This window comes from Winogradskyella bathintestinalis (assembly GCF_030407435.1).
In the GTDB taxonomy this organism is placed as follows: domain Bacteria; phylum Bacteroidota; class Bacteroidia; order Flavobacteriales; family Flavobacteriaceae; genus Winogradskyella; species Winogradskyella bathintestinalis.
The window spans coordinates 576,746-600,582 of the sequence record NZ_JASDDK010000002.1; the positions used below are offsets into that span (position 1 = coordinate 576,746).

General features: G+C 33.5%; 27 protein-coding genes. 17 read left to right on the forward strand and 10 right to left on the reverse strand.

Annotated features, from left to right (window positions below):
• The first annotated feature begins 15 nt into the window (after positions 1 to 15).
• From QMA06_RS07450 to QMA06_RS07480, 7 genes are all read left to right on the forward strand, one after another.
• On the forward strand, positions 16 to 255 hold the full coding sequence (locus QMA06_RS07450) for a Rho termination factor N-terminal domain-containing protein (RefSeq protein WP_290206242.1): 240 nt from the start codon (positions 16 to 18) through the stop codon (positions 253 to 255).
• A gap of 68 nt (positions 256 to 323) precedes the next feature.
• Complete coding sequence (gene msrB / locus QMA06_RS07455; RefSeq protein WP_290206243.1) at positions 324 to 779, forward strand: peptide-methionine (R)-S-oxide reductase MsrB; 456 nt, start codon at positions 324 to 326, stop codon at positions 777 to 779.
• Positions 776 to 1,327, forward strand: coding sequence for a peptide-methionine (S)-S-oxide reductase MsrA (msrA, locus tag QMA06_RS07460; RefSeq protein WP_290206244.1), 552 nt, complete (start codon positions 776 to 778; stop codon positions 1,325 to 1,327). The genes msrB and msrA overlap by 4 nt, the downstream gene beginning before the upstream one ends.
• A gap of 75 nt (positions 1,328 to 1,402) precedes the next feature.
• The gene (locus tag QMA06_RS07465; protein ID WP_407704305.1) at positions 1,403 to 1,921 is read left to right on the forward strand and encodes a peptide-methionine (S)-S-oxide reductase; all 519 of its coding nucleotides are present in this window, start codon (positions 1,403 to 1,405) and stop codon (positions 1,919 to 1,921) included.
• On the forward strand, positions 1,914 to 2,870 hold the full coding sequence (locus tag QMA06_RS07470) for an aldo/keto reductase (protein ID WP_290206246.1): 957 nt from the start codon (positions 1,914 to 1,916) through the stop codon (positions 2,868 to 2,870). The genes QMA06_RS07465 and QMA06_RS07470 overlap by 8 nt, the downstream gene beginning before the upstream one ends.
• A complete protein-coding gene (locus QMA06_RS07475; protein ID WP_290206247.1) occupies positions 2,861 to 3,118 on the forward strand; it encodes a DUF7672 family protein in 258 nt (85 codons plus the stop codon). The genes QMA06_RS07470 and QMA06_RS07475 overlap by 10 nt, the downstream gene beginning before the upstream one ends.
• A gap of 340 nt (positions 3,119 to 3,458) precedes the next feature.
• Positions 3,459 to 4,307 carry an SDR family oxidoreductase gene (locus QMA06_RS07480; RefSeq protein ID WP_290206248.1) on the forward strand — a complete coding sequence of 283 codons (849 nt, stop codon included), beginning with the start codon at positions 3,459 to 3,461 and terminating at the stop codon, positions 4,305 to 4,307.
• 59 nt (positions 4,308 to 4,366) lie between these two features.
• Here QMA06_RS07480 and QMA06_RS07485 read toward each other — a convergent pair whose 3' ends face one another.
• Positions 4,367 to 4,519, reverse strand: a complete 153-nt coding sequence (locus tag QMA06_RS07485) for a hypothetical protein (protein WP_290206249.1) — start codon at positions 4,517 to 4,519, stop codon at positions 4,367 to 4,369.
• Positions 4,520 to 4,662: 143 nt separating this feature from the next.
• Between QMA06_RS07485 and QMA06_RS07490 the strand changes: the two genes are divergently transcribed.
• Positions 4,663 to 5,238 (forward strand): DUF421 domain-containing protein, encoded by a 576-nt coding sequence (locus tag QMA06_RS07490; protein WP_290206250.1) that lies wholly within the window; start codon positions 4,663 to 4,665, stop codon positions 5,236 to 5,238.
• An 80-nt stretch (positions 5,239 to 5,318) separates the two neighbouring features.
• Here the strand turns inward: QMA06_RS07490 and QMA06_RS07495 are convergent, their stop codons facing one another.
• The gene (locus QMA06_RS07495) at positions 5,319 to 5,738 is read right to left on the reverse strand and encodes a hypothetical protein (RefSeq protein WP_290206251.1); all 420 of its coding nucleotides are present in this window, start codon (positions 5,736 to 5,738) and stop codon (positions 5,319 to 5,321) included.
• Between the two features lie 283 nt (positions 5,739 to 6,021).
• On the opposite strand from QMA06_RS07495, the gene QMA06_RS07500 reads away from it, so the two are divergent.
• On the forward strand, positions 6,022 to 7,038 hold the full coding sequence (locus QMA06_RS07500; protein ID WP_290206252.1) for a helix-turn-helix domain-containing protein: 1,017 nt from the start codon (positions 6,022 to 6,024) through the stop codon (positions 7,036 to 7,038).
• Positions 7,039 to 7,102: 64 nt separating this feature from the next.
• Positions 7,103 to 7,363 (forward strand): SemiSWEET family sugar transporter, encoded by a 261-nt coding sequence (locus tag QMA06_RS07505; RefSeq protein WP_290206253.1) that lies wholly within the window; start codon positions 7,103 to 7,105, stop codon positions 7,361 to 7,363.
• On the opposite strand, the gene QMA06_RS07510 is transcribed toward QMA06_RS07505, so the two are convergent.
• Complete coding sequence (locus QMA06_RS07510; protein WP_290206254.1) at positions 7,360 to 7,941, reverse strand: hypothetical protein; 582 nt, start codon at positions 7,939 to 7,941, stop codon at positions 7,360 to 7,362. The two genes, QMA06_RS07505 and QMA06_RS07510, sit on opposite strands and share 4 nt — an antisense overlap.
• Entirely contained in the window at positions 7,941 to 8,459 is a 519-nt protein-coding gene (locus tag QMA06_RS07515) for a DUF421 domain-containing protein (RefSeq protein WP_290206255.1), read from the reverse strand. Before QMA06_RS07515 ends, QMA06_RS07510 begins: the two co-directional genes overlap by 1 nt.
• A 214-nt stretch (positions 8,460 to 8,673) precedes the next feature.
• Between QMA06_RS07515 and gntA the strand changes: the two genes are divergently transcribed.
• From gntA to QMA06_RS07550, 7 genes are all read left to right on the forward strand, one after another.
• Complete coding sequence (gene gntA / locus QMA06_RS07520) at positions 8,674 to 9,336, forward strand: guanitoxin biosynthesis heme-dependent pre-guanitoxin N-hydroxylase GntA (protein WP_290206256.1); 663 nt, start codon at positions 8,674 to 8,676, stop codon at positions 9,334 to 9,336.
• Between the two features lie 5 nt (positions 9,337 to 9,341).
• Positions 9,342 to 9,929, forward strand: a complete 588-nt coding sequence (locus QMA06_RS07525) for an urea carboxylase-associated family protein (RefSeq protein ID WP_290206257.1) — start codon at positions 9,342 to 9,344, stop codon at positions 9,927 to 9,929.
• 217 nt (positions 9,930 to 10,146) lie between these two features.
• The gene (locus QMA06_RS07530; protein ID WP_290206258.1) at positions 10,147 to 10,629 is read left to right on the forward strand and encodes a YciE/YciF ferroxidase family protein; all 483 of its coding nucleotides are present in this window, start codon (positions 10,147 to 10,149) and stop codon (positions 10,627 to 10,629) included.
• A gap of 22 nt (positions 10,630 to 10,651) precedes the next feature.
• The gene (locus tag QMA06_RS07535; RefSeq protein WP_290206259.1) at positions 10,652 to 10,810 is read left to right on the forward strand and encodes a hypothetical protein; all 159 of its coding nucleotides are present in this window, start codon (positions 10,652 to 10,654) and stop codon (positions 10,808 to 10,810) included.
• A gap of 119 nt (positions 10,811 to 10,929) precedes the next feature.
• On the forward strand, positions 10,930 to 11,160 hold the full coding sequence (locus tag QMA06_RS07540; protein ID WP_290206260.1) for a hypothetical protein: 231 nt from the start codon (positions 10,930 to 10,932) through the stop codon (positions 11,158 to 11,160).
• 313 nt (positions 11,161 to 11,473) lie between these two features.
• On the forward strand, positions 11,474 to 13,606 hold the full coding sequence (locus QMA06_RS07545) for a catalase (protein WP_290206261.1): 2,133 nt from the start codon (positions 11,474 to 11,476) through the stop codon (positions 13,604 to 13,606).
• A 24-nt stretch (positions 13,607 to 13,630) separates the two neighbouring features.
• Positions 13,631 to 14,860 (forward strand): cation:proton antiporter, encoded by a 1,230-nt coding sequence (locus QMA06_RS07550; protein ID WP_290206262.1) that lies wholly within the window; start codon positions 13,631 to 13,633, stop codon positions 14,858 to 14,860.
• Between the two features lie 13 nt (positions 14,861 to 14,873).
• Here the strand turns inward: QMA06_RS07550 and QMA06_RS07555 are convergent, their stop codons facing one another.
• The 6 genes from QMA06_RS07555 to QMA06_RS07580 form a co-directional block, all read right to left on the reverse strand.
• The gene (locus tag QMA06_RS07555; protein WP_290206263.1) at positions 14,874 to 15,860 is read right to left on the reverse strand and encodes a DNA topoisomerase IB; all 987 of its coding nucleotides are present in this window, start codon (positions 15,858 to 15,860) and stop codon (positions 14,874 to 14,876) included.
• A gap of 95 nt (positions 15,861 to 15,955) precedes the next feature.
• Positions 15,956 to 17,377 (reverse strand): TolC family protein, encoded by a 1,422-nt coding sequence (locus QMA06_RS07560; protein WP_290206264.1) that lies wholly within the window; start codon positions 17,375 to 17,377, stop codon positions 15,956 to 15,958.
• A gap of 11 nt (positions 17,378 to 17,388) precedes the next feature.
• Positions 17,389 to 18,066: an ABC transporter ATP-binding protein gene (locus QMA06_RS07565; protein ID WP_290206265.1), complete on the reverse strand. Its 678-nt coding sequence runs from the start codon at positions 18,064 to 18,066 to the stop codon at positions 17,389 to 17,391.
• Positions 18,067 to 18,132: 66 nt separating this feature from the next.
• Positions 18,133 to 18,876 (reverse strand): head GIN domain-containing protein, encoded by a 744-nt coding sequence (locus QMA06_RS07570; protein ID WP_290206266.1) that lies wholly within the window; start codon positions 18,874 to 18,876, stop codon positions 18,133 to 18,135.
• A 17-nt stretch (positions 18,877 to 18,893) separates the two neighbouring features.
• Positions 18,894 to 21,278, reverse strand: coding sequence for an ABC transporter permease (locus QMA06_RS07575; RefSeq protein ID WP_290206267.1), 2,385 nt, complete (start codon positions 21,276 to 21,278; stop codon positions 18,894 to 18,896).
• A gap of 13 nt (positions 21,279 to 21,291) precedes the next feature.
• Positions 21,292 to 23,646, reverse strand: coding sequence for an ABC transporter permease (locus QMA06_RS07580; protein ID WP_290206268.1), 2,355 nt, complete (start codon positions 23,644 to 23,646; stop codon positions 21,292 to 21,294).
• Positions 23,647 to 23,837 lie beyond the last annotated feature (191 nt).

Below are 23,837 nucleotides of genomic sequence, written 5' to 3' on the forward strand. Positions count from 1 at the left end.
AAAACATTAATATCTATGGAAGGCTCAAGAATTAAAAACGAAGATCAATACGATGCTTTACGAGACAAAAGGTATAGTAAGGAGAAAGCGGCTCGTATTGCCAATACGCCAAATGCAGGTAAAAAAGGAGGCAAAGCAAGTCCGTATGAAGATTGGACAAAAGAGGAACTCTATCAACAAGCAAAAAATGTTGACATAGACGGCAGATCTAAAATGAATAAAAGTGAATTAATTAAAGCTTTGAGAAAAGATTAAAACTTCATTATGAAAGTATTTTAGAAAAATTACGACAATTTTGAAATCAAATATAAAAAAGACAGAGTATGTTAACTTGGAAAGATATAATTAGCTTTTCCGTAAATGGAAACCCTACACCAGATAGACGTGTTGAAAAAACCGAAGCCGAATGGCGAGCGCAATTAACCCCAGAACAATACAGAATTACAAGACAACAAGGCACAGAAGCTCCAAATAGCGGAGCCCTTTGTACCACTTATGACGATGGCCAATATAATTGTATCTGTTGTGGCACACCTTTGTTTGACTCGACTATAAAATTCAGTTCTAATTCAGGTTGGCCTAGTTTTACTCAACCCATTGAGGTGAACGCAATTAAATATCATAAAGATTCGAGCTTTGGTATGGTGCGCGTAGAAGTATTGTGCAATACCTGTGATGCACATTTGGGACATGTGTTTCCAGATGGCCCAGAACCTAGCGGACTACGTTATTGTGTGAATTCAGAATCCATGGCTTTAAATAAAGGAATTGCCAAATGATAAAAAAAAATTTACAAACAGCTACAGTTGGTGGAGGTTGCTTTTGGTGTACAGAAGCTGTATTTGAGGAAGTAAAAGGCGTAGAAAAAGTTGTTTCAGGTTACACTGGTGGTGATGCTCCTGGTCGCCCTACATATAGAGAAATATGCTCTGGACTCTCAGGCTTTGTCGAAGTGGTGAAAGTTACTTTTGATGCCAATGTGATAAGTTATGAAGATATTTTAATCATCTTTATGACAACTCATGATCCTACTAGTCTTAACAAACAAGGAGCAGATCGTGGAACACAATATCGCTCTGTAATTTATTATCATAATGAAAAGCAAAAAGAAATGGCAGAAATTGTTTTTAACGAATTGAAACCTCATTACGATAATCCGATTGTAACGGAATTATCTGCCGCTCCGATTTTTTATGACGCAGAAAAAGAGCACCAGGATTTTTATAAAAATAATCCAGATTATGGTTATTGTAGTTTTGTAATCGATCCGAAATTAGCGAAGCTTCGCCAATTACATGCTGATAAATTAAAGACACTAAAGCATTAGTCCAAGGTAAGATTTTACAAAATGTTATTCATATAATTTATTATTAATGTATTGAAAAAGCGAACAAAAATAGCGATGGGTGGTGGTTGCCATTGGTGTACTGAAGCTGTTGTTCAAGCATTGATTGGGGTTTACAAGGTTGAACAAGGTTATGTGGCTTCAATCGGTGATAATCATTCGTTTTCTGAAGCCGTTATAATTCATTTTAATCCTGAAGAGATTTCGCTTCAATTGTTGATCGAAATTCATTTACATACTCATAAAAGTACTTCGCAACATACCATGCGAGAGAAATACCGTTCAGCGGTTTATTATTTCTCAGGCGCTCAAAAAAGAGAGGCCGATAACATCTTAAAATCGTTTCAACCTGAGTTCGGTAATGAACTTGTTACAAGAGTGTATCCCTTTTCAGAATTTAAACCGTCTCGCGAAGCGATTCAGAATTACTATCGAAAAAATCCAGAGAAACCTTTTTGTGAACGATTTATAAATCCAAAATTAAAACTCTTATTGAATAGATTTTCAGAACATATAAAAATTGGATTTATTCCAAAAAAATTAAAAACGACTGAAGCACAATTAAAAAATGAGTGATACTAAAATTGGATTGGGACTTGCGGCATTAGGAAGACCAGAATATATAAACATTAAATCGAAAACGGATATCGACAAATCCGTTGATGCTTTTAAGCATAATACTTTTAAGGTTTTGGACGAAAGCTATAATTTAGGTATTCGACATTTTGATGTTGCTCCTTCCTATGGACTGGGAGAACAATTTTTGCTGGAATGGCATAATTCGAGACAACATAAAGACGTCCACCTCTCCACAAAATTTGGTTATACTTATGTTGCTAATTGGGAAATTGGTTTTTCTGAAAAACACGAAATTAAAGAACATTCCATTGATAAATTGAATTCACAATGGGAAGTTTCAAAAGCATTTTTACCCAATTTAAATATTTATCAAATTCACTCTGCCACTTTAGACAGTGGTGTATTAAGCAATGATGCTGTTCTTTCTAGATTATATGAATTAAAAGCAAAACATCATCTTAAAATCGGAATTTCATCTAGCGGTACCGAACAAATAAAAATTATTGAAGCTGCGCGAAAAATTGTTTTTGATGGTGAAGAATTATTCGACAGTTACCAAGTTACTTTCAACCTTTTTGAACAAACAACTTTCCATATTTTAAAAGAATTGCGCGCTAACGGTAAAACGATAATTATTAAAGAAGCACTAGCTAATGGTCGCGTCTTTAGAAATGATAACTATCAAATTTACCAACAGGCATATGATTATTTAGAATCTCTTTCTTCACACTATAAAGTTGGATTTGATGCTATTGCTATTCGATTTATCATGCAATATTTAAACCCTAATTTAGTTTTGAGTGGAGCTACCAACTCAAAACAATTACAACAAAATGTAAAAGCATTAGACTTTGAATTGACCACAGATGAAATTTCAAAATTGAAATCTTATGGGGTCTCAACTGGACATTATTGGCAAGAACGAAATAACTTATCATGGAATTAAACCATCTCATCCGCCTATATGTAATTGGCTTAACTATTCTTATTATCGCTATTTTAGCAAATGGTATTATAGGAAAACTAGGACTTAAATCGTGGTATGGTTTTATAGAATTATTATCTAAAAATGGAAGTACTGCTTTTAGACAATTAACAGTGATCGACTATTTATGGCTATTTATTGGCTATCCCCTAGTCTTGGGATTCGGCTATTGGTTAGGCGATAAATTATTTCACCTCCTATTCGGTTAATAAAACTTTTTACAATCTATACTCGTAAGTAGACTTGGGATTTCATCAACCCATTTGGTTTTTCTAATAATTAGCTCATTAGAGCTTTCTTGGTTCTTTAGGGTTGCGGCATACATTTATATATTTTTAAAACTTACTCTTCCGATTTTATTCTAATGAGCAAAAGTCTATTGTTTTTGTAGTAGCCAAAAAGTCGATTTGTTTATAATTTTAAGCGCGTATTTAAATCGCTAATTATCTAGAAGACATTCATTAAAAGTAATCTAATGGTAGCATTTCTAATGAAATAGCATATTCAAATTCGTAACAGAACCAGTTTAAATTTTTAAGCGTAATACACATGAACAAACCAAAAAAATTCCCAGAACAAGATCAGGAACTTCCAGGAAAGGAACATAAAATGAACCCACAACCTGAAATTATTAGCGATGATTATCGCGGAAGTGGTAAACTTAAAGGAAAAATTGCGCTCTTAACAGGTGCAGACAGTGGCATTGGCAGAAGCGTTGCAGTACATTTTGCACGTGAGGGTGCGGATATTGCTATTATTTATTTATCCGAAACTAAAGATGCTGAAAAAACAAAGTCTTTAGTAGAAGCAGAAGGACAAGCGTGTTTGTTAATTAAAGCGAATCTTCAAGACACACAGCAATGCGATGACGCCCTTGAAAAATGTATTGATCAATACGGTCAATTAAATATTCTCGTTAATAATGCCGCCGTTCAATTTCCAAAAGATTCCATTGAAGATATTGCAATGGATGATTTTGAAAAAACGTTTAAAACCAATATTTACGCCTATTTTTATATGTCTAAAATCGCGCTAAAATATCTCGATAAGGAGGACTGTATTATAAATACTAGTTCTGTAACGGCCTATCGGGGCAGTGATCACTTAGTGGATTACGCTAGTACCAAGGGAGCCATTGTGAGTTTCACAAGATCACTTTCTGCTCAACTAGCTAAAAAGAATATACGTGTAAACGGTGTTGCACCTGGACCAATTTGGACACCACTTATCCCAGCCTCATTTGATGATGTTAGCGATTTTGGACAAGACACTCCGTTAGGCCGAGCTGGCCAACCCAGTGAGGTTGCGCCTGCTTATGTATTTTTAGCTTGTAAAGACAGTAGCTATATTACAGGTCAATTTATTCATGTTAATGGTGGAGAAATTATCGGCGGGTAAATTTATAAGCCAAAAAAAATGCCAAGTTCCTAATTAGAACTTGGCACTTTAAATTATTGTTATTCTTCTTCACTGTTGGCTTTAGGTTTCCACCCATCTTCTTGAGAATTATCTAATGGACTATGGACACTTTTACTCTCTCTGGATTTTTTAGTACTAGAATCTGGAATCTCTCTAGCCTTGTCTTTACTATCATTTGATTTTGAACTCATAACTGTTAGTTTTTATTAAATTAAATCTACTATTATTAAGATAAGAATTAATTCAATCGTGATAAAAAAATTATTAAAATTTTAAGATTTTAACTATATTTTAAAGAATAACAATGACCGTTTAATCATAAAAAGATAATACTATGAGCACTATTTATGCATTACAGCTATTACTATTTGCACAAAATTCTAACAATCAACCTAGTAGTTTGTTTGATTATTCCGCGCAATCATTAATTACAATAGTACTAACCAGTATTGGTATTTATTCCGCAATAATAATTTACACACGTATTTTTGGAAAACGGAGTTTTTCTAAAATGTCGAGTTTCGATTTTGCAATGACCGTTGCTGTAGGTTCCATTACTGCAACCACAATTTTAGCAGACGCAGTAAGTTTTTTAGAAGGAGCTTTGGGATTAGTTATGATTTATGCCCTTCAACTTATCGCTGCTTATTTTCGACGTTTCAAATGGTTTAGAAAAGTGATAGACAATCAGCCTACGCTTTTAATGGATGGTGAAGTTATTTTAACGGAAAACCTGAAAGCTGTTAGAGTCACCGAAGGTGATTTACGGTCAAAATTACGAGAGGCTAATGTTGTAAAACTTTCGGAAGTAAAGGCCGTGATATTCGAAACTACAGGCAATATGGTAGTTCTACATAATAAAAATAACGATTCTATTGATGATTGGTTACTAAAAGATGTGCAAAGATAAATCTTGTAATTCAAGTTTAACTCAACACATCCTGATAATTGATCAAAAATTCTGATGGCTTAAAACCCGTCTCTATAGAATTAGTTCGGATTTTGCTTAGACCAATCACGGTACATGGCATATTGTGCTTCATTCAATACAGCGTTTAAGGTCGCACTGTGTTGCTCTTCCATAATTTGCTCATCCATATCTTGGTTCGGATTTTTATTCTTCCAATCATCAACAACAGCGCGATAATCCGCAACATAGCGTTTTCTTTGCTCTTCTGTCATTCCTAAGTCATTATACATCCGTTGCGTTCTTTCATCAGAATCTGAATTATCGTTCAAATCCCTATTCGCATTAGACGGTTTTTGGGTGTTTGACTTAGATGTTTTTATCCGAGAAGTATGATCCGAACTTTTTAATTTTTCACTTGGAATATTCCACCATTTTCTAGTTATATAAGCTATCCCTGAAGTTGCAGCAGCTACCACAAGTATTTTTCCTAATTTATTCATTGTTCAAAGTTTTTAGATTTATACTATGCAAAAGGTAAAATTTTAAGCGCTCAATGGTGTTCTTTAATACATTTAATTTTAACTCATCTCATATTTTAATTGTTGATTCTTATCTCTTCGAACTATCCGTTATTACCACGACACACTCAGGTTTTAAATCCTAATTAAATTACTTATTTAAACTGTAATGTCATAAATTTTAGATTGTACAACTGTAATTACCTTATTTAATTCGTAAATTGAGCACAACCCTATAGGCAACCCCCAATTTCGATACCATTTAATGAAAATTTGTAAAGTAAGTTCCATACCTCTTAAAGAAGTTATTATAAGCATTGCTCAATGTTTTAATGTGGACTATCACGAAAGTTGCAGTGAATATTATTTAGAATTACCTCATACGATAGGAAAAGGCCAAATAAGAGGTATTAATTTTGACAACGGCTTGGGCATAATAATCTACCAATGTGAATTTTATGAAGATATTAGGATTGACTTTACCGTCGACCAAATTCATCCTATCAAATACATTTATTCAGTTAACGGCCCCGTATATCACCGTTTTGCCGATGAAAAAGACACTCATGAAATTGCACAATATAAGTGTGCTATTGTGGCAAGCAATACAACTAATGGACACATCCTTTCGTTCAAAAAAAATGTAAAAACCGATATTGTCAGTTTAGAGATTAATAGAGAAATATTTCTGAAAAGTACAATTTGTGAGATGACGGGCGTGACTGAGGATTTAAGGAAATTGTACCAAGATGTTCTTGCTGAAAATACATTTTATCATGATGGATTTTATGGTATTGAATTCAAAACGCTACTAACGAACATATCCCAATACGAAAATCTGAAATTAGTCCGAAAATTCTATTTAGAAAGTATAGGATTGCAAATATTTGTGAATCAATTATTGCAATTTGAGGACGACCAATTAAATGAGTCTAACAAAACAATTTTAAGAATTAATGAAATAAAGCGTATAGAAAAAACAACTTCTTACATCTCACAAAATTTAGATGAAGATTTGTCGATATCTGCGTTATCACGAGCTTCAGGATTAAATCCCAACAAACTACAGACAGGTTTCAAACATCTTTATAATTTTACAGTCAATGAATTTGTAATTAATGTAAGATTAGAAACCGCCTATCAAATCCTTCAAAATGAAGATATCAATGTTTCGGAAACCGTCTCAAGGATTGGCCTAAAAAGCTTGAGTTACTTTTCAAAAATTTTTAAAGAAAAATACCATATCAGTCCTAGCGTCTTCAAGGATCTTAATGACAGGTAGTTTTTCAGTTAAAGAAAATAGCTATATTGTTATTCGATGAAGTGGACTCTGCTTAAATTTAGAAATGAATTTAGAAGAAATTATTGGTATAGCAGCTGGTATATTCACAACACTTGGGGTATTACCTCAAATTATTAAAGCTATTAAAACAAAAAAGGTTAAAGATGTAAGCCCTTATATGTTTGTAATACTCTGCATTGGCGTAGGGCTCTGGACCGTTTACGGTATAATGAAGCAAGATTGGCCCATAATTATCACCAATGGCATCTCTTTTCTTTTAAATGGAATTATGCTTTATATTATTATAACACAGCCAAAAGATTAATTTTCATCGTTCATTTCTTCATTCATTTCGTCTTTCTGTTCTTCAATCTTCTCGTCAGCCTCCTCATTAGAAAGCATGGGATGGTCCTCATCTAAGCCTATGATTGCTATAAGATTAGTCACGGCATTATAGAGCATTAAAATTACACCAATCATCATTCCGCTAATTACGGAGGTCGATGCTAAAGTCACCCAATAAATCATATCGTACCATGATGTCGGAACGTTATCCGATTCTGTAATTGGTATATTAAAAAATTGAAAAATTATTAATGCAGAAATAAAAAGAATGACATCGAATTTGGCAATACTCAATACCTGATAATAGTGTCTTTTTTTAATGGTATTTTGTGAACTAGAACTCACACTTAATAACGTTAATAATAAAGCCAAAATTGTAGCAGAAGCAAGTACTATAGTATTACACAACATATTTAAACCTTCTAAAGATTCTTTCAATAAGTGCTTTGCCTCATAGCCAGAAACATTTCCCAATAGGAAAATTCCCAACCCTGTAAATAACGTTGCTAATGCTCCACCATAAATAGCATTTTTATTATTTTTTAGAAAATCTAGCATTACTGTTTTATGTGTTGTGTATTAATATCTTTAAGTAATTGCGGCATTATACCTTTATTCTCATTATTATGAATTACAGAAACGTCTCCCGTACTTTCAAAAATCACAGCTTTGACCTCATCAAAATGATGAACATTCGCCTCTCTTAATTTGGCTATAAGATCATCTTCACCAACATTGCATTTTTTAAGTCTATCGTATAATATCTTACCATTCCACATAATAATTTGTGGTTTATTGGTGAATAATGATTTAATAAATTCATTTTTTCGCACTAAGAATGAAAACAAGGTTTGAAACCCTATAATCGCTGTGAGGGTTATCGCACCTTTTAATAAAGTATAATCAGTATTAAGAATTATAGACGCTAAAACAGAGCCTACGGCAATTGTAGATGCAAAATCAAAACTCGACATTTTAGCGAAAGTTCTCAAACCAAATACGCGCGTTATTATTATAATAATAGAAAAAATACCTAATACGGATAATACTAACCAAATTGAATCTTGTAAAGTCATATCAAAAAAATTTAATAGGATAAAAATAGAGCTTTATCAAAGCTTCGATTAGTGCTTATGCCCCAATTATTAACCTATTTAAATAATTAGATATCAGAACATGAAAATTATACCAAAAGCGATAAATGAAAATTTAATAGAGTTAATAAATCCCTCCTTTAGCTTGTAATTTCGTAGAGTTAGAGATAAAAACTTCTTTATATATACACACGATATGAGTACAAGCAACATAACTAGCGACGTAGAAACAGCGTACAAGAATTTTATTTTAGAAGCGAAACATCCTTGCATAATGGCTAAGACGCTATTTATGACGGACAATTATCATTTAAAAACTTATGATTCCATTACGGATGTAGAATCTTTAAAATTACTTTTAAACGACATCGCTTCCTTTTTAGATCAATACGATTTTGAATCTAACGAATTTGAGTCCCTACTGGCTGTTTTTCCTAATAATCATTTTGAAACTGAAATTGATTTTGAAAAAGCACTATGGAAAGCGCTTCAACGACTGCACGACATGGATGATTCCGAATGGGATACAACTGTGAGCAAAAATCCAGAAGATTCTAATTTTAGCTTCAGCCTAAAAGGAAAAGCCTTTTATATTGTTGGTCTACATCCTAACAGCTCTAGAATAGCACGTCAAAGTCCATATACCACTATTGTTTTTAATTTACATTGGCAATTTGAGAAACTACGGGAAATGGGAACCTATAAAAAAGTTAAAAAGAGAATCCGTAAACGCGATAAAAAACTGCAAGGTCATATTAACCCTATGCTTAAAGATTTCAGAAAAGATTCTGAAGTTAAACAGTATAGTGGCAGAAATTTAGACAACCAGTGGAAATGTCCTTTTCACTCTAAATCTTAACATCCATGAAAACAAAACATGTTATAGATACACAAAGCGGTAAAGCATTTGAGCTCAAAAAAGGAGACACCTTAACCGTTATTGATCCATTAGGACAACAAGTAAGCGATATGGTGCTTTTTAACCGTAAGGATTTTAATGAAAAATTGTCCTCGGGTAAATCTTTAGATTTTGAAGAATCCATATTATTAACCAAAGGAAATCATCTATGGAGCAATCGTTCTAATCAGATGGTTAAGATTATTGAAGACACTAATGGCAGAAATGACTTTTTGTTAGCTCCCTGCAGCAAAGAGACCTTTAAAATTATGTACAATTACGAAGGTTACCACCCAAGCTGTTTAGAAAATTTATATACCAACTTAGAACCGTTTGGATTGTCTATAGACGATATCCCTACGGCATTCAATATTTTTATGAATGTACAGTTCGATAAAGATGGGAAACTCTCCGTTTTACCTCCGACTTCAAAACCGGGTGATTCTATAAAATTTTTGGCTCAAATGGATTTATTAGTTTGTCTCACTGCTTGCTCTGCTGAGGATAGTAATGGAGGCTCATTTAAACCCATTCATTTTATAATTAACGCTTAATATGAAACCTATAATGCCCAACATTAATTGTTAATAATATTCGAATCTACCTTTATAATCCATTCTTAGGTCAAATTATCTATTCTATATTACTCTCATTAAAATCTACAAATTAAAAATGGTTTGAGTCAATTTAAATTGTCTTTGCGATATTAAGAACGCTTTTCAATAGTTATTTTTAGTTACAATTAGTAATTAATTAAAATCCAAAAAAAATATGAAAGACTTAAAATCATTATTCGAACACCAATTAAAAGATTTATATAGCGCAGAAAGCCAACTTGTTGAGGCACTTCCTAAAATGGTTAAAAATGCATCTGATTCTGATTTGAAAAAATCGTTTGAAGACCATCTAAAAGAAACCAAAGAACATAAATCACGATTAGAAGAAATTTGCGAGAAATTAGATATTAAGCCAGGCGGTGAAAAATGTAAAGCTATGGAAGGACTCATTAAGGAGGCTGAAGGTTTTATTAAAGAAGCCGATAATGACGACATAATGAATGTTGGCTTAATCGCAGAAGCGCAACGTGTAGAACATTATGAAATTTCAGGTTACGGAACGGCGGTTAGGTTTGCCAAAGAACTAGGATATGATGATATCGCTTCAAAATTGCAGAAAACCTTAGATGAAGAATATGATGCAGATAACAAGTTAGATAAACTTGCGCAGAACCGATTGAACAAAAAAGCCAAATAAGTTTAACCAAAAAATTCAAAAGATGTCAAAAGATAGAGAAAATCCGAAAACAGATCATGAAAAGACGCTTTATCAAAATGCTACCGACGAGAAGGGTGCTCAGAAAACAGAGCATTACAATCAATACGGTAAAAAAGATGATGATGATCGTAAGGTGAGAAAATCAAAGAAAGATAATTAATTCTCATAATTCTTTCACCAATCGATTTAGAATATAGACGGAGTAATTTATAAAGTATTGTTTTTATATCATTTGTAAATTCTAAAGGTGCCTTATTGTAGAACTAAAAACTTAAAATTATGAGTAACGAAAAAAAACATGCTGATTTTCAAGATAATTATAGAAAATCATCAAATTTCAATAAACAAACTAAAGATGTTAATTTGGAGACCGATGGAAAAGGAAATCTAAAAAAGACGACTAAAATTAATGAACTTTCAGATTCAGAAAAAAATAAAATCGCGGATTCTATGGATAAGATGCAACGAAATATCGAAATGATTCCCGATGGTAATTCTGAAGAAGAATAGTTAAATGCACATAGAAACGTTAAAAACCAATTCAATTGAATTGGTTTTTAACGTTTCTTAAGTTTCTTAAATTCAGATATTGAGAAAAACATTTCAACACCTTAAGAAGAATCATTTTTACTGAATTTTTCTTCTAAGAATGCCCTTTATAAATTAGAAAACAACTAAAATTAATGAAAACATTTCAGACTTAGTTTAGCGATACAGTTATAATTAAAAGTATTTGTGCTAAAGTATATCATTAAATATTAAGAATTTAGTGATCAAAATTTTCAATTTTGAAAAGTCAATTTCAACTTCATAATTATTAACCATGGCAAAAAAGAACAATTCAGAAAGTAAGAAAACGAAAGACCTTAAGCAATTTGAAAAAGATGCTAAAGACAAGGTAATGACCACTAACCAAGGTTTAAAAATCAATGACACCAACAATTCCCTAAAATCGGGAGAACGAGGATCTACCCTATTAGAAGACTTTTTGTTGAGGGAAAAAATCACCCACTTTGATCACGAACGTATTCCAGAACGCATTGTTCATGCCAGAGGAAGCGCAGCACATGGCTATTTTGAATTGTATGACAGTATTGAAAAATATAGTAAAGCCGGTATTTTTACAGATACCAATAGAAAGACACCTGTATTTGCTAGATTTTCCACGGTTGCTGGCTCAAAGGGTTCGCCAGATCTAGCCAGGGATGTTCGTGGTTTCGCCGTAAAATTTTATACAGAAGAAGGCACATGGGATTTGGTGGGCAATAATATGCCTATTTTTTTCATTCAAGATGCTATGAAGTTTCCAGATTTAATCCATGCGGTTAAGCCAGAACCTAATAATGAAATTCCTCAAGCGGCTTCGGCTCACGATACATTCTACGATTTTATTTCCCGAACCACAGAAACACTTCATAATCATATCTGGGCCATGAGCGACAGAGCCATACCTCGCAGTTTACGTATGATGGAAGGTTTTGGTATTCATACATTTAGATTAATTAATTCTAAAAATGAATCGCATTTTGTGAAATTCCATTGGAAACCTAAATTAGGAGCACATTCAGTGACTTGGGATGAAGCCGTAAAAATTAATGGTGCAGATGCCGATTTTCATCGACGTGATTTATGGGAAGCAATTGAAGCTGGTCAGTTTCCAGAGTGGGAATTAGGCATTCAGGTCGTAGCAGAAGAAGATGAACATAAATTTGATTTCGATTTATTAGATCCTACTAAACTAATTCCTGAAGAAATGGTTCCTGTAGAGATTATTGGTAAAATGACGTTAAATAAAAATCCAGAAAATTTCTTTGCAGAAACTGAGCAAGTTGCATTTTTGCCGGGACATATTGTTCCTGGTATTGATTTTACAAACGATCCATTGTTGCAAGGTCGATTATTTTCGTATCGTGATACTCAATTATCAAGATTAGGTAGTCCTAATTTTCATCAAATCCCAATCAATCGTCCAATTACTAATACACATAATAATCAGCGTGACGGACATATGCAAATGGATATTCCTAAAGGACAAACTGCTTATTTTCCAAATTCTTTGGGTGGCGGTTGTCCTCATTTAGCTAAAATGTCTGAAGGAGCCTTTCATTCTTATGAAGAGCGCATTGATGCCAAAAAAATAAGAACACGTAGCGAGAGCTTTAGTGATCACTATTCGCAACCTGCATTATTTTACAGAAGTCTGGCTGACTGGGAGAAAGAACACGTTGCAGATGCCTATACTTTTGAGTTAGGAAAATGTACCCACAAATCCATTAAAGAGCGCATGTTGTATCAAATTGCTCAAATTGATAGTGATTTAGCCAAGAAAGTCGCCAAAGGTTTAGGTCTTAATGTTCCTGAAAATATTGAGCAACCGGTTAACCAAGCCATCGGTGCTGACGATAATTCTGGTAAACAGCAACCACCAAAAAAGAAAAATTATTTAGAACGTGACAATGCTTTAAGTCAGGCGCACACAAAATTTGATTCTATCGCAACAAGGCAAATTGCCGTGCTAGTGGCGGAAGGGTTCTCGATGAGCGATTATAAATCAATGAAAAAAGCGTTAGAAGCCGGGGATGCTATGGTAAAATTAATTGCACCACACGGAGGCACCGTTAAATGTGATGAAAATATGGATCACGATGTCGATGCTTCTATTATGACTACAGAAAGTGTTTTATTTGATGCTATTTATATACCTGGTGGGCAGCAATCAATTGATAAGTTGAAAGATGAACCTAAGTATAAAAAGTTTATTAATGAAGCTTTTAAGCACTGCAAAGCCATAGCTGTAGCTAATGAAGGTGAACATTTAATTGATGACACCTTTGTGGGCGATTATAAGGATGATAAAGCCATCTTTATTAATGCGAAGCCTGAAGCATTTATTGATGCCATAGCTAAACATCGCAATTGGGAACGGATGCCAATAGCAGCTAAAGTACCAGCATAGATTTTTAATACTTAAAAAGGCACTGTGAATAGATACTATATTGTACTATTAATATTAGGTATAACCTCACTTCTAGCGAGTTTTTTACCTATTCTAATAAAGAAATTTAAATTCAGTTTTACAATACCATTATTAATTTTTGGTGCCTTTCTCTATTATATTAATATGCCATTGCCGTGGCCTAATCCGGTATGGGAAATTGATTTAACCTTACGGTTCTCAGAATTAGTGGTTATCATTAGCCTTATGGTGGCTGGCTTAAAAATTGGGCTTAACTACTCTTGGAAAGAGTGGCAGAATCCAATTCGATTATTAAGTATAACGATGCCTTTATTTATGGGGGTTGTTTTCTTAATATCCCATTACTTATTAAATTTTAACGGTCCAATTTCTTTACTTCTCGCTGCAGTTTTGGCACCTACAGATCCTGCTTTAGCGTCTGAAATTCAACTGAACAAAAAGCAGTCCGTCGAATCTAAGAATGTTGGCATTCAGTATAATTTAACTGCTGAGGCCGGATTGAATGACGGCTTGGCATTTCCTTTCGTGTTTTTAGCAATTTTATGGTCTAAGCAAAATGCATTAGGAGTTGAGGAATGGAAAGAATGGCTAAGTTATTATGTACTCTATAAAGTAGCTATCGGGACTTTAATTGGAGCGGTCATAGGGTTTTGTTATAGCTATTTTACCAAAAAATTATCAAATAATTATGAGCGTAAAATACATCAAGCTTTTGTGGCACTTTCTTTAACATTTATCTCTTACGGATTAGCTGAAATGCTCAATTCGTATGGCTTTTTGAGTGTATTTTTTACTGGTCTATTTGCCAATTACCATAAACATACTAAAGATATAAAAACAGAAAGTGATCCAAATTTAGATTTTATAACCAATACGGAGAAATTTTTAATTACGTTTTGGATGATTTTCTTCGGTGGCTCCGTTATGGCTGGAATATTAAATTTTATAACCTTGCCGACATTTATCTTTGCCTGTTTTTTGGTTCTAATTGCTAGACCTCTATTAGGATACATCAGCTTGAAAAGAACAGGACTGGATAAAGGAAAACGATTAGCTATATCATTTTTGGGAATTAGAGGTATCGGCTCTGTTTTTTATCTCACTTACGCCATTAAGCATGGACAGTTTAATGATTTAAACCACATTTTTTCAATCGTGGCGTTAGTCATTTTAATTTCCATTTTAATACATGGATTTTCAGCAAAACGAATTATGAAAACTTTTGAAAAATAAGGTTTCCTTTCATCTAATTCAATTTCTTTTTTAGCATACACAACACACCAATTTCTTCTCGCGAAAGATTTTCATTCACCTTTAAAAGTCGTGAAATCTCCTTTTGAAAATAATTAATGGTTTTGCCATCTATATATTCATCTATTACGCGCGGATCAATGTAAGAACTACGGGCAACCGATGGAGTATTTCCTAGTCTTTCGCTCACCTTAATTACGGCCTCACGAATATTATTATCTAATTCTTTTTGATCTTGTTCTTTAGACAAACCAATTTCGTCTAATGCCAACGCTGCAATTACAGTTCCTGCCCATGTTCTAAAATCCTTGGTAGAAAATTCTTCTCCCATAATTTCTTTAATGTAGTTATTAAGATGATCACTTTTCACATCATGCTTTACTCCTGCTTCATCTATAAACTTAAATATTTCATAACCAGGCAAATCATCTATTTCCTTTACTATTTTGGCTAACTTCTTATCAACAATATGACGCTCTTGTGCCTTTCCAGATTTTCCCTTGTAACTAAATACGAGTTCCTCACCTTCAATCTGCAAATGTTTACTTCTCATTGTGGTTAGGCCATAACTACTATTCTCTTTAGCGTAATAGTCATTACCTGGCCGAAAATAAGCCGCCTCTAAAAGACGTACCATACAGGCCAATACTTTCTCTTTAGATAATTTTCGTTTTCTAAGGTGTTGCCCTGTAACTCGCCTCATATGTTCTATATTATCGGCAAATTTAACAATGCGGTCAAATTTTTCTTGATTCTGCTTTTCTCTAAATTTAGGGTTATAGATATACTGTTTGCGATTTTTATCATCACGACCTACCACTAATATTTTAGCATTTTTTTTGGCACTAATCTCTACATCGGTCCACGCTGGTGGAATAACTAGAGATTTAAACCACAATTTTAATTTTTTGTCTTTTATGGTTTGATTAGAGTCATCGACATAGCGAAAGCCTCTTCCATGTTTTCTACGGTAATACATCATTTTGCCTAATTAAGAACATATAAAATAACTACTTTATTAAGACAAGGATTAACTCAAAAGCTATTAAATGTATCTATTTCAGCACAATGTTATTATCATAAATTAGTTCCTCTATAATAATCCAAAACTTTTACTCGTAGTAAATATTCGTACTTTGCATTAGCTAAATTTACTTTAGCATTATCTAGATTATTTTTACTGGTGATATAGTTCAAGAAATTAGAAACACCATTTTTAAACCTTATGTCGTTGATACGATATGATTCTTCGTAGGCTTTTACCTGTTTTTCTAAACTATGGTGACGTTTATAAACGGCTTCCATATCAAAGTGAACTTGGGCAATCGCATTTCTAATTTCTAAATGTGTGCGCTCTAATTCTAAAACAGATTCCTTTACTTTTATTTTTTCGAGTGCGACGTTATTTTTGGCTCTAAAACCATTGAAAATCGGAACATTAACAGCAATACCTACAACGGTGTTTAGATTATTATCTAATTGATCGGTATAGCTAATATCGCCAGATGAAAATGCTGTTTCCTCTGTTATAATCGGTAAATCTTGTCCATCTATAGTTACAAAATCTCCTGTTTCTACAAAATTTGTTCCGTTTGATGTGAATAATTCTGCAGCGCTAGAATAGTTAGTGTTTAAACCCCCGAATATAGATATGGCTGGTGTAAATTGTGATTTTGCAACACTCACTCCTTTTTCAGCAGCATCAATTCGTATAGCTTGCGCTTTAAAGATCGCTAAGTTTTGTACTGCTTCAACAAATACTTCATCGGCTGATAAATTATATTTTTCAAAATCTAGAATCAATGTTTTCGGATCTATTACAACATTTTCCTCTAAATTTAACAGTTGTAACAAGCTTAACTTAGCATTGTTCAAACTGGTTTCAGATACTAAAACACTGGTTTCATCACTAGCGACTTGCCCTAAAATATCTGCATAATCTGCAGGGTTTCCTGATTCATTTTCGTAGAAATCTTCTTGAATTTCGACTTGAGCGTTGGTAGTTTCCAAACGTGCTTTTGCCAATGCTAAAAGGTCTTTTGCATTCAATACTTGAAGATAAGCTAGTGTCACATTAAGTATTAAATCTTGTTGCGCGGCTTCAATTTCCATTTCTGAAGCTTTTTTATTCAAACGATTTTGTTTCGCTGAATTTAATAATCGAAATCCGTTGAAAATGGTCAAATCTAAACTCAATCCCATATTAGAAAATGTCAATTCCTGATTGATATAATTATTGGTAAAAGGATCGATACTTCTACCGTCATTAACGCCCAAGTTAAAATCACCATTAATACTAGGTAGTAAGTTAGCTTTAGATTGTTGATAATCTACTTTAGCCGAACTTGCCGATAGTTTGGTTGATTGCAAATTGAGATTATTTTCTAAAGCAATAGAAATGCATTCTTGTAAAGTATAGCTCTTATTGATTCTGTTTTGAGCAAAACCCGCCCAATTAATCAGTGATAGGATGATTAGTAATATCAGTTTATAAATCATAATTTTTTTTCTTATTCTGAAACTATTTTGCCATCCAGAAGATTAATAATTCGTGAACCATAAGAGGCATTTTCTTCAGAATGTGTCGCTTGGATTATGGTCCCACCTGCCTTATTCAAATCTGAAAAAAGCTCCATGATTTCTTCACTTTGCTTTGAGTTTAGATTTCCTGTCGGTTCATCGGCTAAGATTAATTTTGGTTTTCCGATTAAAGCTCTAGCTACACCAACCAATTGTTGTTGCCCACCGCTCAATTGCACCGGAAACAAATCTTTTTTTCCAACAATATTAAAACGATCTAACATATCGGCTACCATGGCTTTTCTTTCGGACGATTTTACATTTTTGTAAAGCAGTGGTGTTTCGATATTTTCGTAAACCGTGAGTTCATCAATTAAATGATAAGCTTGAAATACAAAACCGATGTATTCCTTATAGAGTTTGGAACGGTTTTTCTCCTTCATGCGATGTACTGGTTCACCTAAAAACACATATCCGCCATCGGTAAAACTATCTAACATTCCTATACAATTTAATAAGGTAGATTTTCCAGATCCCGATGGTCCCATAAGTGAAATAAATTCACCCTCTTCTACAGTTAAATTAATATTATCGAGTAATGTAACTTTGTTACTTCCAGAATTAACGGTTCTTGAGGCTTCGTTTATGCTTAACAACTTGTTTTTCATTTTTTAATTAATTTTATTTAAAACGCATCTAAGTACGCATAACATCTTATTTTATGATAGTGATATCTATTCTATTCGGCTTATAGTGGAATCTCCAAAGCTCAATCCCGTTTTCACAGTTGCACTGCCTTTATAGTGCAACTCTGCTTCACCATAAGCTGTAAATTTTATTTGCTCTGATGTATTTATAGTAAAAACGGCTTCACCATAAGCCTTAAGTTTGGATTCTTTGTTTTCGACCTCAACAAGATTAATTTTACCTTCCCCATACGCTGTAATATTCTGGTGGTTTGTTTTACCTTTTATAATGATCAATTCACTTTCACCATACACATCTACATCAAATTCCTTAAAATTTATATCATTAAAAGTAACTTGGGACTCTCCATAGATTTTTAGCTTAAACTTCTCAACTGCAATTAAATTTTCGCAAACAGTCCGCTGTTCACCTCGTAATGAAAGATTATTAATTGTTTTATAAGTGATTACAATAGTTAACACTTTTCCGTTGTAAATTGGCACATTTCTTTTAATACCATCAACTTCAATTTTTTGATGTTTAGTGGTTTCTTTGGCATCGTCTAAGTAAACGCGAAGTGTTTCTCCACTCACCTCAACGTTAATTTTATCGTCTGGTTCGGTACTATTTAAAATAGTAACCGATGTTTCATCGCCTTGTATAAAAGTGGTTTCTATATGCGGACTGATAATAACTTTATTAAAATTTTCGACAACTCTTTTGGTTTGAGCTCCGATGTTTTGGTTTATACCAATCACCATTAATATTAGAATATATTTATAATTTCTCATGTCTTTTTTTTATTTTACTACTCTTTTCTTAAGCTATTTATAGGATTAGTTAAAGCAGCTTTCATGGCTTGATATCCCACCGTAACAAAGGTGATTAAAAACGCTAATACACCAGCAAATAAAAATACCGTCCAACTTATTTCTATGCGATATGCAAAATCTTGCAGCCAATTATTCATAACATATAATGCCAAGGGAAAACTAATTACTAATGAGACTAAGACTAATTTTAAAAAGTCCATGGACAGCAATTGTACTATTTTTGGCACACTCGCACCAAAGACTTTTCTAATGCCTATTTCCTTATGTCGTTGTTCTGCCATAAACGCTGCTAAGCCAAATAGTCCAAGGCAGGCTACTATAATGGCTAATATTGAAAATAGTAATCCTATGTTTGCGGTGCGTTGCTCTTTTTCGTAAAGCAACTCGAGTTTTTTATCCAAAAAAGTATATTCGAAAGCGGAATTGGGTGCTACATTTTTAAACGTCGTTTCAAAATTTAAAATTGTTTCCGTTAACACATCATTTTTAAATCTTACGAGTAAATATGATGCCGGCTCACGAATGGAATTATGAAACGCATAAGCACCAATTGGGCTATGTAAGGACGCAAAATTAAAATCATCTACAACACCATAGATATAAGCATTATTACCAAGTTGCATCGTTACTTTTTCACCAATAGCCTCATATGGTGATAGACCTAAAAAATCTACTGTAGTTTTATTTACAATCACTTCAACCAATGTATCGCCTCGTTGTTTGTTTTCTGGCAATAACTGACCCGCTATTAATTTAAGTTGCAACACGTCTACAATGTCCCGATCTGCGGTATTGGTCTGTATACTCATACTCACATCGCTGTATGGCTTACTTAAACTACGACCACTAACATCCATTCCTGGGTAACCTTGAGCCATAACAACCTTAGAGACATTTGGTAATTTCTCAAAAGCATTTACTAATGCCCTATTTTCTTGACCATTCTTTAATCCCGCCGTTGAAATGGCAATTACGTTCTCAGGGTTATAACCCAAGCTTTTGTTTTGGATAAATTCTAATTGTTGTTGGATGACCATAACTCCGATAATTAAAATCACAGAAGCCGAAAATTGAACGACGACTAAACTTTTTCTTATCACACTTGTCATTCCTCCTTTACTTTTAGATGGTTGTAGAACTTCCTTAGCAGAAAAACGAGACAGATATAAGGCCGGATATGAACCAGAGATTAACGTAGTTACTAACCAAATTAAAACTAACAAACCTAGAATGTGAAATGAAAGCAACGAAGAAATATCTAATTGCTGGCCGGTAATGTCGTTAAATATAGGCAATGCCAATGCGGCAAATACAATACCTAAGCTCATGGCGATAAGTGTAATTAAGCCAGTTTCGACATAGAATCTTGCGACAACTTGCCTTACTGACGCTCCTAATGTTTTATTTATACCTACATCTGTTGCTCGTTTCTGTGACCGTGCTGTAATTAAATTCATATAATTAATACAAGCAATAACTAGAATTAAAATTGCTAAAGCCGTTAAATTATGAATTTGATTTATATCACCGTTTGTATTCAAATAACTGTCAGTATATGTTGAAGAATACAGGTGTATGCGCTCTAAAGGTTGAATTGAAAACTTATACCATTGCTCATCTTTTTCAACCTTCGCATCTAATAAATTCTGAATTTTAGATTCAATATTGTCTACATCTGGGTTACTTGAGTTCAACAGAATAAAGGTCTCGAAACTTGCATTGTTCCAAGTTGGATTTTTAGCTGAATATTGCATAATAAATGGAGCAACCACATTAAAATTCAGAGAGCTATTTTCTGGAAAATCTTTAAAGACTCCTTTAACTTCATAGGTCTCGTTATTATCAATGGTTAACGTTTTTCCTATTGGGTTTTTGTCTCCAAAATAACGCATCGATGTGGTTTGGGACAATAAAACCGTATTAGGGTTATTGAGAACTTCGGCTCCAGTACCATTTATGATTTCAACATCAAACATTTCAAATATTGAGGCATCAATCCAAAATAACCTTGTCTCTGCAAATACATCATTACCCGCTTTTATGAATGCTGAACCCCCAAAATCATGCTGTAAAAGTCTTCCAGTATTTTCAATGTCTGGTATATTTGCTTTTAATTCTGGCCCAAGTGCAGAGGGTGCACTTGCCCAAGTTTCTATATCATCTCTAGTGGTGTTTAAAAGCACTCTATATATACGATCTTTATTAGCGTACATTTTATCGAAACTACGCTCGTTCAAAATGAATAAAAACAGTATTATAGTTGTGGCTAAACCAATAGATAACCCTAGAATATTGACTATGGAGAACAGACGATTAGACTTTAAATTTCTCCAGGCTAATTTTATATAATTACGTAACATAATTCTGAAAATATTATTCGGTTTTTAAACTATCTACAGGATTTGCGATTGCTGCCTTAATCGCTTGAAAACTGACAGTAACCATAGCAATTAACAAGGCTACAATGCCAGCTACTGCAAAAATCCACCAACTAATTTCTATACGATACGCATAATCTTGAAGCCAATTTTCCATCGCATACCAAGCTATTGGAATGGCGATTAAAATTGAAACACCTACAAGTTTCAAAAAGTCTTTGGATAATAATCTTATAATACCAGTTACACTTGCTCCTAACACTTTACGGACACCAATCTCTTTACGGCGTTGTTCTGCTGTATATGCCGCTAATCCAAAAAGCCCTAAACATGAAATTAGAATCGCGAGCAAGGCGAACAGTTGCGAAAGCTTACCCATAAGTTGTTCGCTTTTAAATTTGGCATTAAAAGTATCATCAACAAAAGAATACTCAAAAGGATAGGCTGGATTGTATTTTTTCATGATTCCCTTTACCGTACGTAATACCTCGTTAGTCGCAACTTGATGATTTGTTTTAAGGTACATGAAACTCGCTTCATCATGATAATTAAAGAATAATACAGGATCGCTTGCTCCATACATATCATCATATAAAAAATCTTGAACCACACCTATAACGGTATACAAATCCCCATGTCTATTAATTTGTTTACCAACAGCACTACCACTTCCCATTAATTTTGAAAATGACTCAGTAATTAAAACACTAGAACTGTCCTTAGCTTTGTTTTCACTAAACCCTCTCCCTTCCGCAAGCTTTATCCCTGCGGTTTCCAAAAAATCAGAACTTATATATCTATAGGAAATCAGCACATCTTCGGTGTTTGTACCTCCGGTCCATTTTAGACCAGAGCCGTTATTGCCACCATCCAAAATGCCCGAGTTATTTAACCCCACACTTTCTATAGCTTTAGAGTTAACAAGATTTTCTTTAATTATATCGAATTTCTCTATTATAGTGCCGTTAACTTTCATTGAAATTAACTGCTCTTTATCGTACCCTAAATCTCTATTTTTTACATATTGTATTTGTTGATAGACCAAAATGGTACAAATAATAAATACAATAGAAATGGTGAATTGCCCAACGACCAAACCTTTTCTAATGAACGTTGCCGAACCTTGAGTTACTTTTAAGCCCTTTAGAACTTCTACTGGTTTGAATGAAGACAGATAAAATGCAGGATATAGTCCTGCGAAAATACCACAGACCATAGTGATTCCACATAAGAAGACGAGATGTAATGGTTGTGTTAATCCTAAAGTTAGACTTTTATCAATTAGCAAATTAAATTGTGGTAACAAAAGAAAAAGTAACAACGCACTAACTAAAGCTGCTATAAAAGCCAATATCAACGCCTCAGAAATAAACTGAATAATTAAACGAGAACGCCCCGATCCCATTGCTTTTCTAACACCGACTTCATTAGCTCTTTTTTCACTTCTTGCTGTCGATAAATTCATAAAATTGATGCAAGCGATGAGTAAAATAATTAAAGCGATTATGGTAAATAATCGAACCGAATCAATACGACCTCCTACTTGTATACCATTTTCAAAATGATCTCTTAAATGCCAATCTTTAATAGAATGTAAAAATGCTTTCGCATCACTTTCATTTGTTTTTTTCTCAAGCAAATTACGAACTTGCCCGTCTACAGCACTAAAATTAGCTTCTGGGGACAATTCAACAAAAGTGTCAGCAAAAAAACTGCCGTATTCTGCCATCCAATCGTAAGGTTTACTATAACGCTCAAAAGGTGCTATCCAATGAAATGGAAATGTAATATTGTTTGGAAGATTTTCCATTACACCTGTAATAATGTAACTATCCTTATCATTCACCTTTAAAGTTTTACCAACCACTCCCCTATTAGATCCGTAGAGCACCTCTGCCATTTCTTGAGTAATGACTATAGCATTAGGATTATTAAAGGCATTTGTTGCGCTTCCTTCAATAAATTTTAAACTAAAAATTTCTATAAAATCTTTATCGACATAGCGGCCAGATCTATTAATTGCGTTATCACCGACCGAAAACAAAAAATCTCTGTGTTTGGTACGTGCAGCTTTAACTACGCCAGGAATTTCAGTTTTCATCGCTTCAGCTAAAGGCCCAGGTGTAGAACTAAATGTTCTCCACGCTCCATCATATTCTTGATGGGTGGATACATAATAAATTTGATCCTGCTTTTTAAAGTTGGCATCATAACTCACCTCATCCTCTACCCAAAGAAAAATTAAACTTGCACAAGTAATACCTACAGCTAAACCAAATATGTTTAAAAAACTGTATCCTTTATTCTTCAATAAAGTTCTGAATGCTATTTTGATATAATTGAAAATCATATGTCTTTTTTAATACTGAATTATTGCGTATTTCCAAATTAAACACAACTACCAATTCTATAGAGAAGATAATGCCAAAATTTTAAACTGCTTTTAATGAACGCTTTACAACTAAACTACAAAATGAAACTGTTCGATTTCGATACACTTTTTGTTCGTATTCGAACAGTTTAATACTACTAGAAAAAAGA

Bases quoted from the DNA above. Each gene is read 5' to 3' on its own strand.
- QMA06_RS07450 (WP_290206242.1), top strand. From the start codon at position 16: ATGGAAGGCTCAAGAATTAAAAACGAAGATCAATACGATGCTTTACGA.
- msrB (WP_290206243.1), top strand. From the start codon at position 324: ATGTTAACTTGGAAAGATATAATTAGCTTTTCCGTAAATGGAAACCCT.
- msrA (WP_290206244.1), top strand. From the start codon at position 776: ATGATAAAAAAAAATTTACAAACAGCTACAGTTGGTGGAGGTTGCTTT.
- QMA06_RS07465 (WP_407704305.1), top strand. From the start codon at position 1,403: ATGGGTGGTGGTTGCCATTGGTGTACTGAAGCTGTTGTTCAAGCATTG.
- QMA06_RS07470 (WP_290206246.1), top strand. From the start codon at position 1,914: ATGAGTGATACTAAAATTGGATTGGGACTTGCGGCATTAGGAAGACCA.
- QMA06_RS07475 (WP_290206247.1), top strand. From the start codon at position 2,861: ATGGAATTAAACCATCTCATCCGCCTATATGTAATTGGCTTAACTATT.
- QMA06_RS07480 (WP_290206248.1), top strand. From the start codon at position 3,459: ATGAACAAACCAAAAAAATTCCCAGAACAAGATCAGGAACTTCCAGGA.
- QMA06_RS07485 (WP_290206249.1), bottom strand. From the start codon at position 4,519: ATGAGTTCAAAATCAAATGATAGTAAAGACAAGGCTAGAGAGATTCCA.
- QMA06_RS07490 (WP_290206250.1), top strand. From the start codon at position 4,663: ATGAGCACTATTTATGCATTACAGCTATTACTATTTGCACAAAATTCT.
- QMA06_RS07495 (WP_290206251.1), bottom strand. From the start codon at position 5,738: ATGAATAAATTAGGAAAAATACTTGTGGTAGCTGCTGCAACTTCAGGG.
- QMA06_RS07500 (WP_290206252.1), top strand. From the start codon at position 6,022: ATGAAAATTTGTAAAGTAAGTTCCATACCTCTTAAAGAAGTTATTATA.
- QMA06_RS07505 (WP_290206253.1), top strand. From the start codon at position 7,103: ATGAATTTAGAAGAAATTATTGGTATAGCAGCTGGTATATTCACAACA.
- QMA06_RS07510 (WP_290206254.1), bottom strand. From the start codon at position 7,941: ATGCTAGATTTTCTAAAAAATAATAAAAATGCTATTTATGGTGGAGCA.
- QMA06_RS07515 (WP_290206255.1), bottom strand. From the start codon at position 8,459: ATGACTTTACAAGATTCAATTTGGTTAGTATTATCCGTATTAGGTATT.
- gntA (WP_290206256.1), top strand. From the start codon at position 8,674: ATGAGTACAAGCAACATAACTAGCGACGTAGAAACAGCGTACAAGAAT.
- QMA06_RS07525 (WP_290206257.1), top strand. From the start codon at position 9,342: ATGAAAACAAAACATGTTATAGATACACAAAGCGGTAAAGCATTTGAG.
- QMA06_RS07530 (WP_290206258.1), top strand. From the start codon at position 10,147: ATGAAAGACTTAAAATCATTATTCGAACACCAATTAAAAGATTTATAT.
- QMA06_RS07535 (WP_290206259.1), top strand. From the start codon at position 10,652: ATGTCAAAAGATAGAGAAAATCCGAAAACAGATCATGAAAAGACGCTT.
- QMA06_RS07540 (WP_290206260.1), top strand. From the start codon at position 10,930: ATGAGTAACGAAAAAAAACATGCTGATTTTCAAGATAATTATAGAAAA.
- QMA06_RS07545 (WP_290206261.1), top strand. From the start codon at position 11,474: ATGGCAAAAAAGAACAATTCAGAAAGTAAGAAAACGAAAGACCTTAAG.
- QMA06_RS07555 (WP_290206263.1), bottom strand. From the start codon at position 15,860: ATGATGTATTACCGTAGAAAACATGGAAGAGGCTTTCGCTATGTCGAT.
- QMA06_RS07560 (WP_290206264.1), bottom strand. From the start codon at position 17,377: ATGATTTATAAACTGATATTACTAATCATCCTATCACTGATTAATTGG.
- QMA06_RS07565 (WP_290206265.1), bottom strand. From the start codon at position 18,066: ATGAAAAACAAGTTGTTAAGCATAAACGAAGCCTCAAGAACCGTTAAT.
- QMA06_RS07570 (WP_290206266.1), bottom strand. From the start codon at position 18,876: ATGAGAAATTATAAATATATTCTAATATTAATGGTGATTGGTATAAAC.
- QMA06_RS07575 (WP_290206267.1), bottom strand. From the start codon at position 21,278: ATGTTACGTAATTATATAAAATTAGCCTGGAGAAATTTAAAGTCTAAT.
- QMA06_RS07580 (WP_290206268.1), bottom strand. From the start codon at position 23,646: ATGATTTTCAATTATATCAAAATAGCATTCAGAACTTTATTGAAGAAT.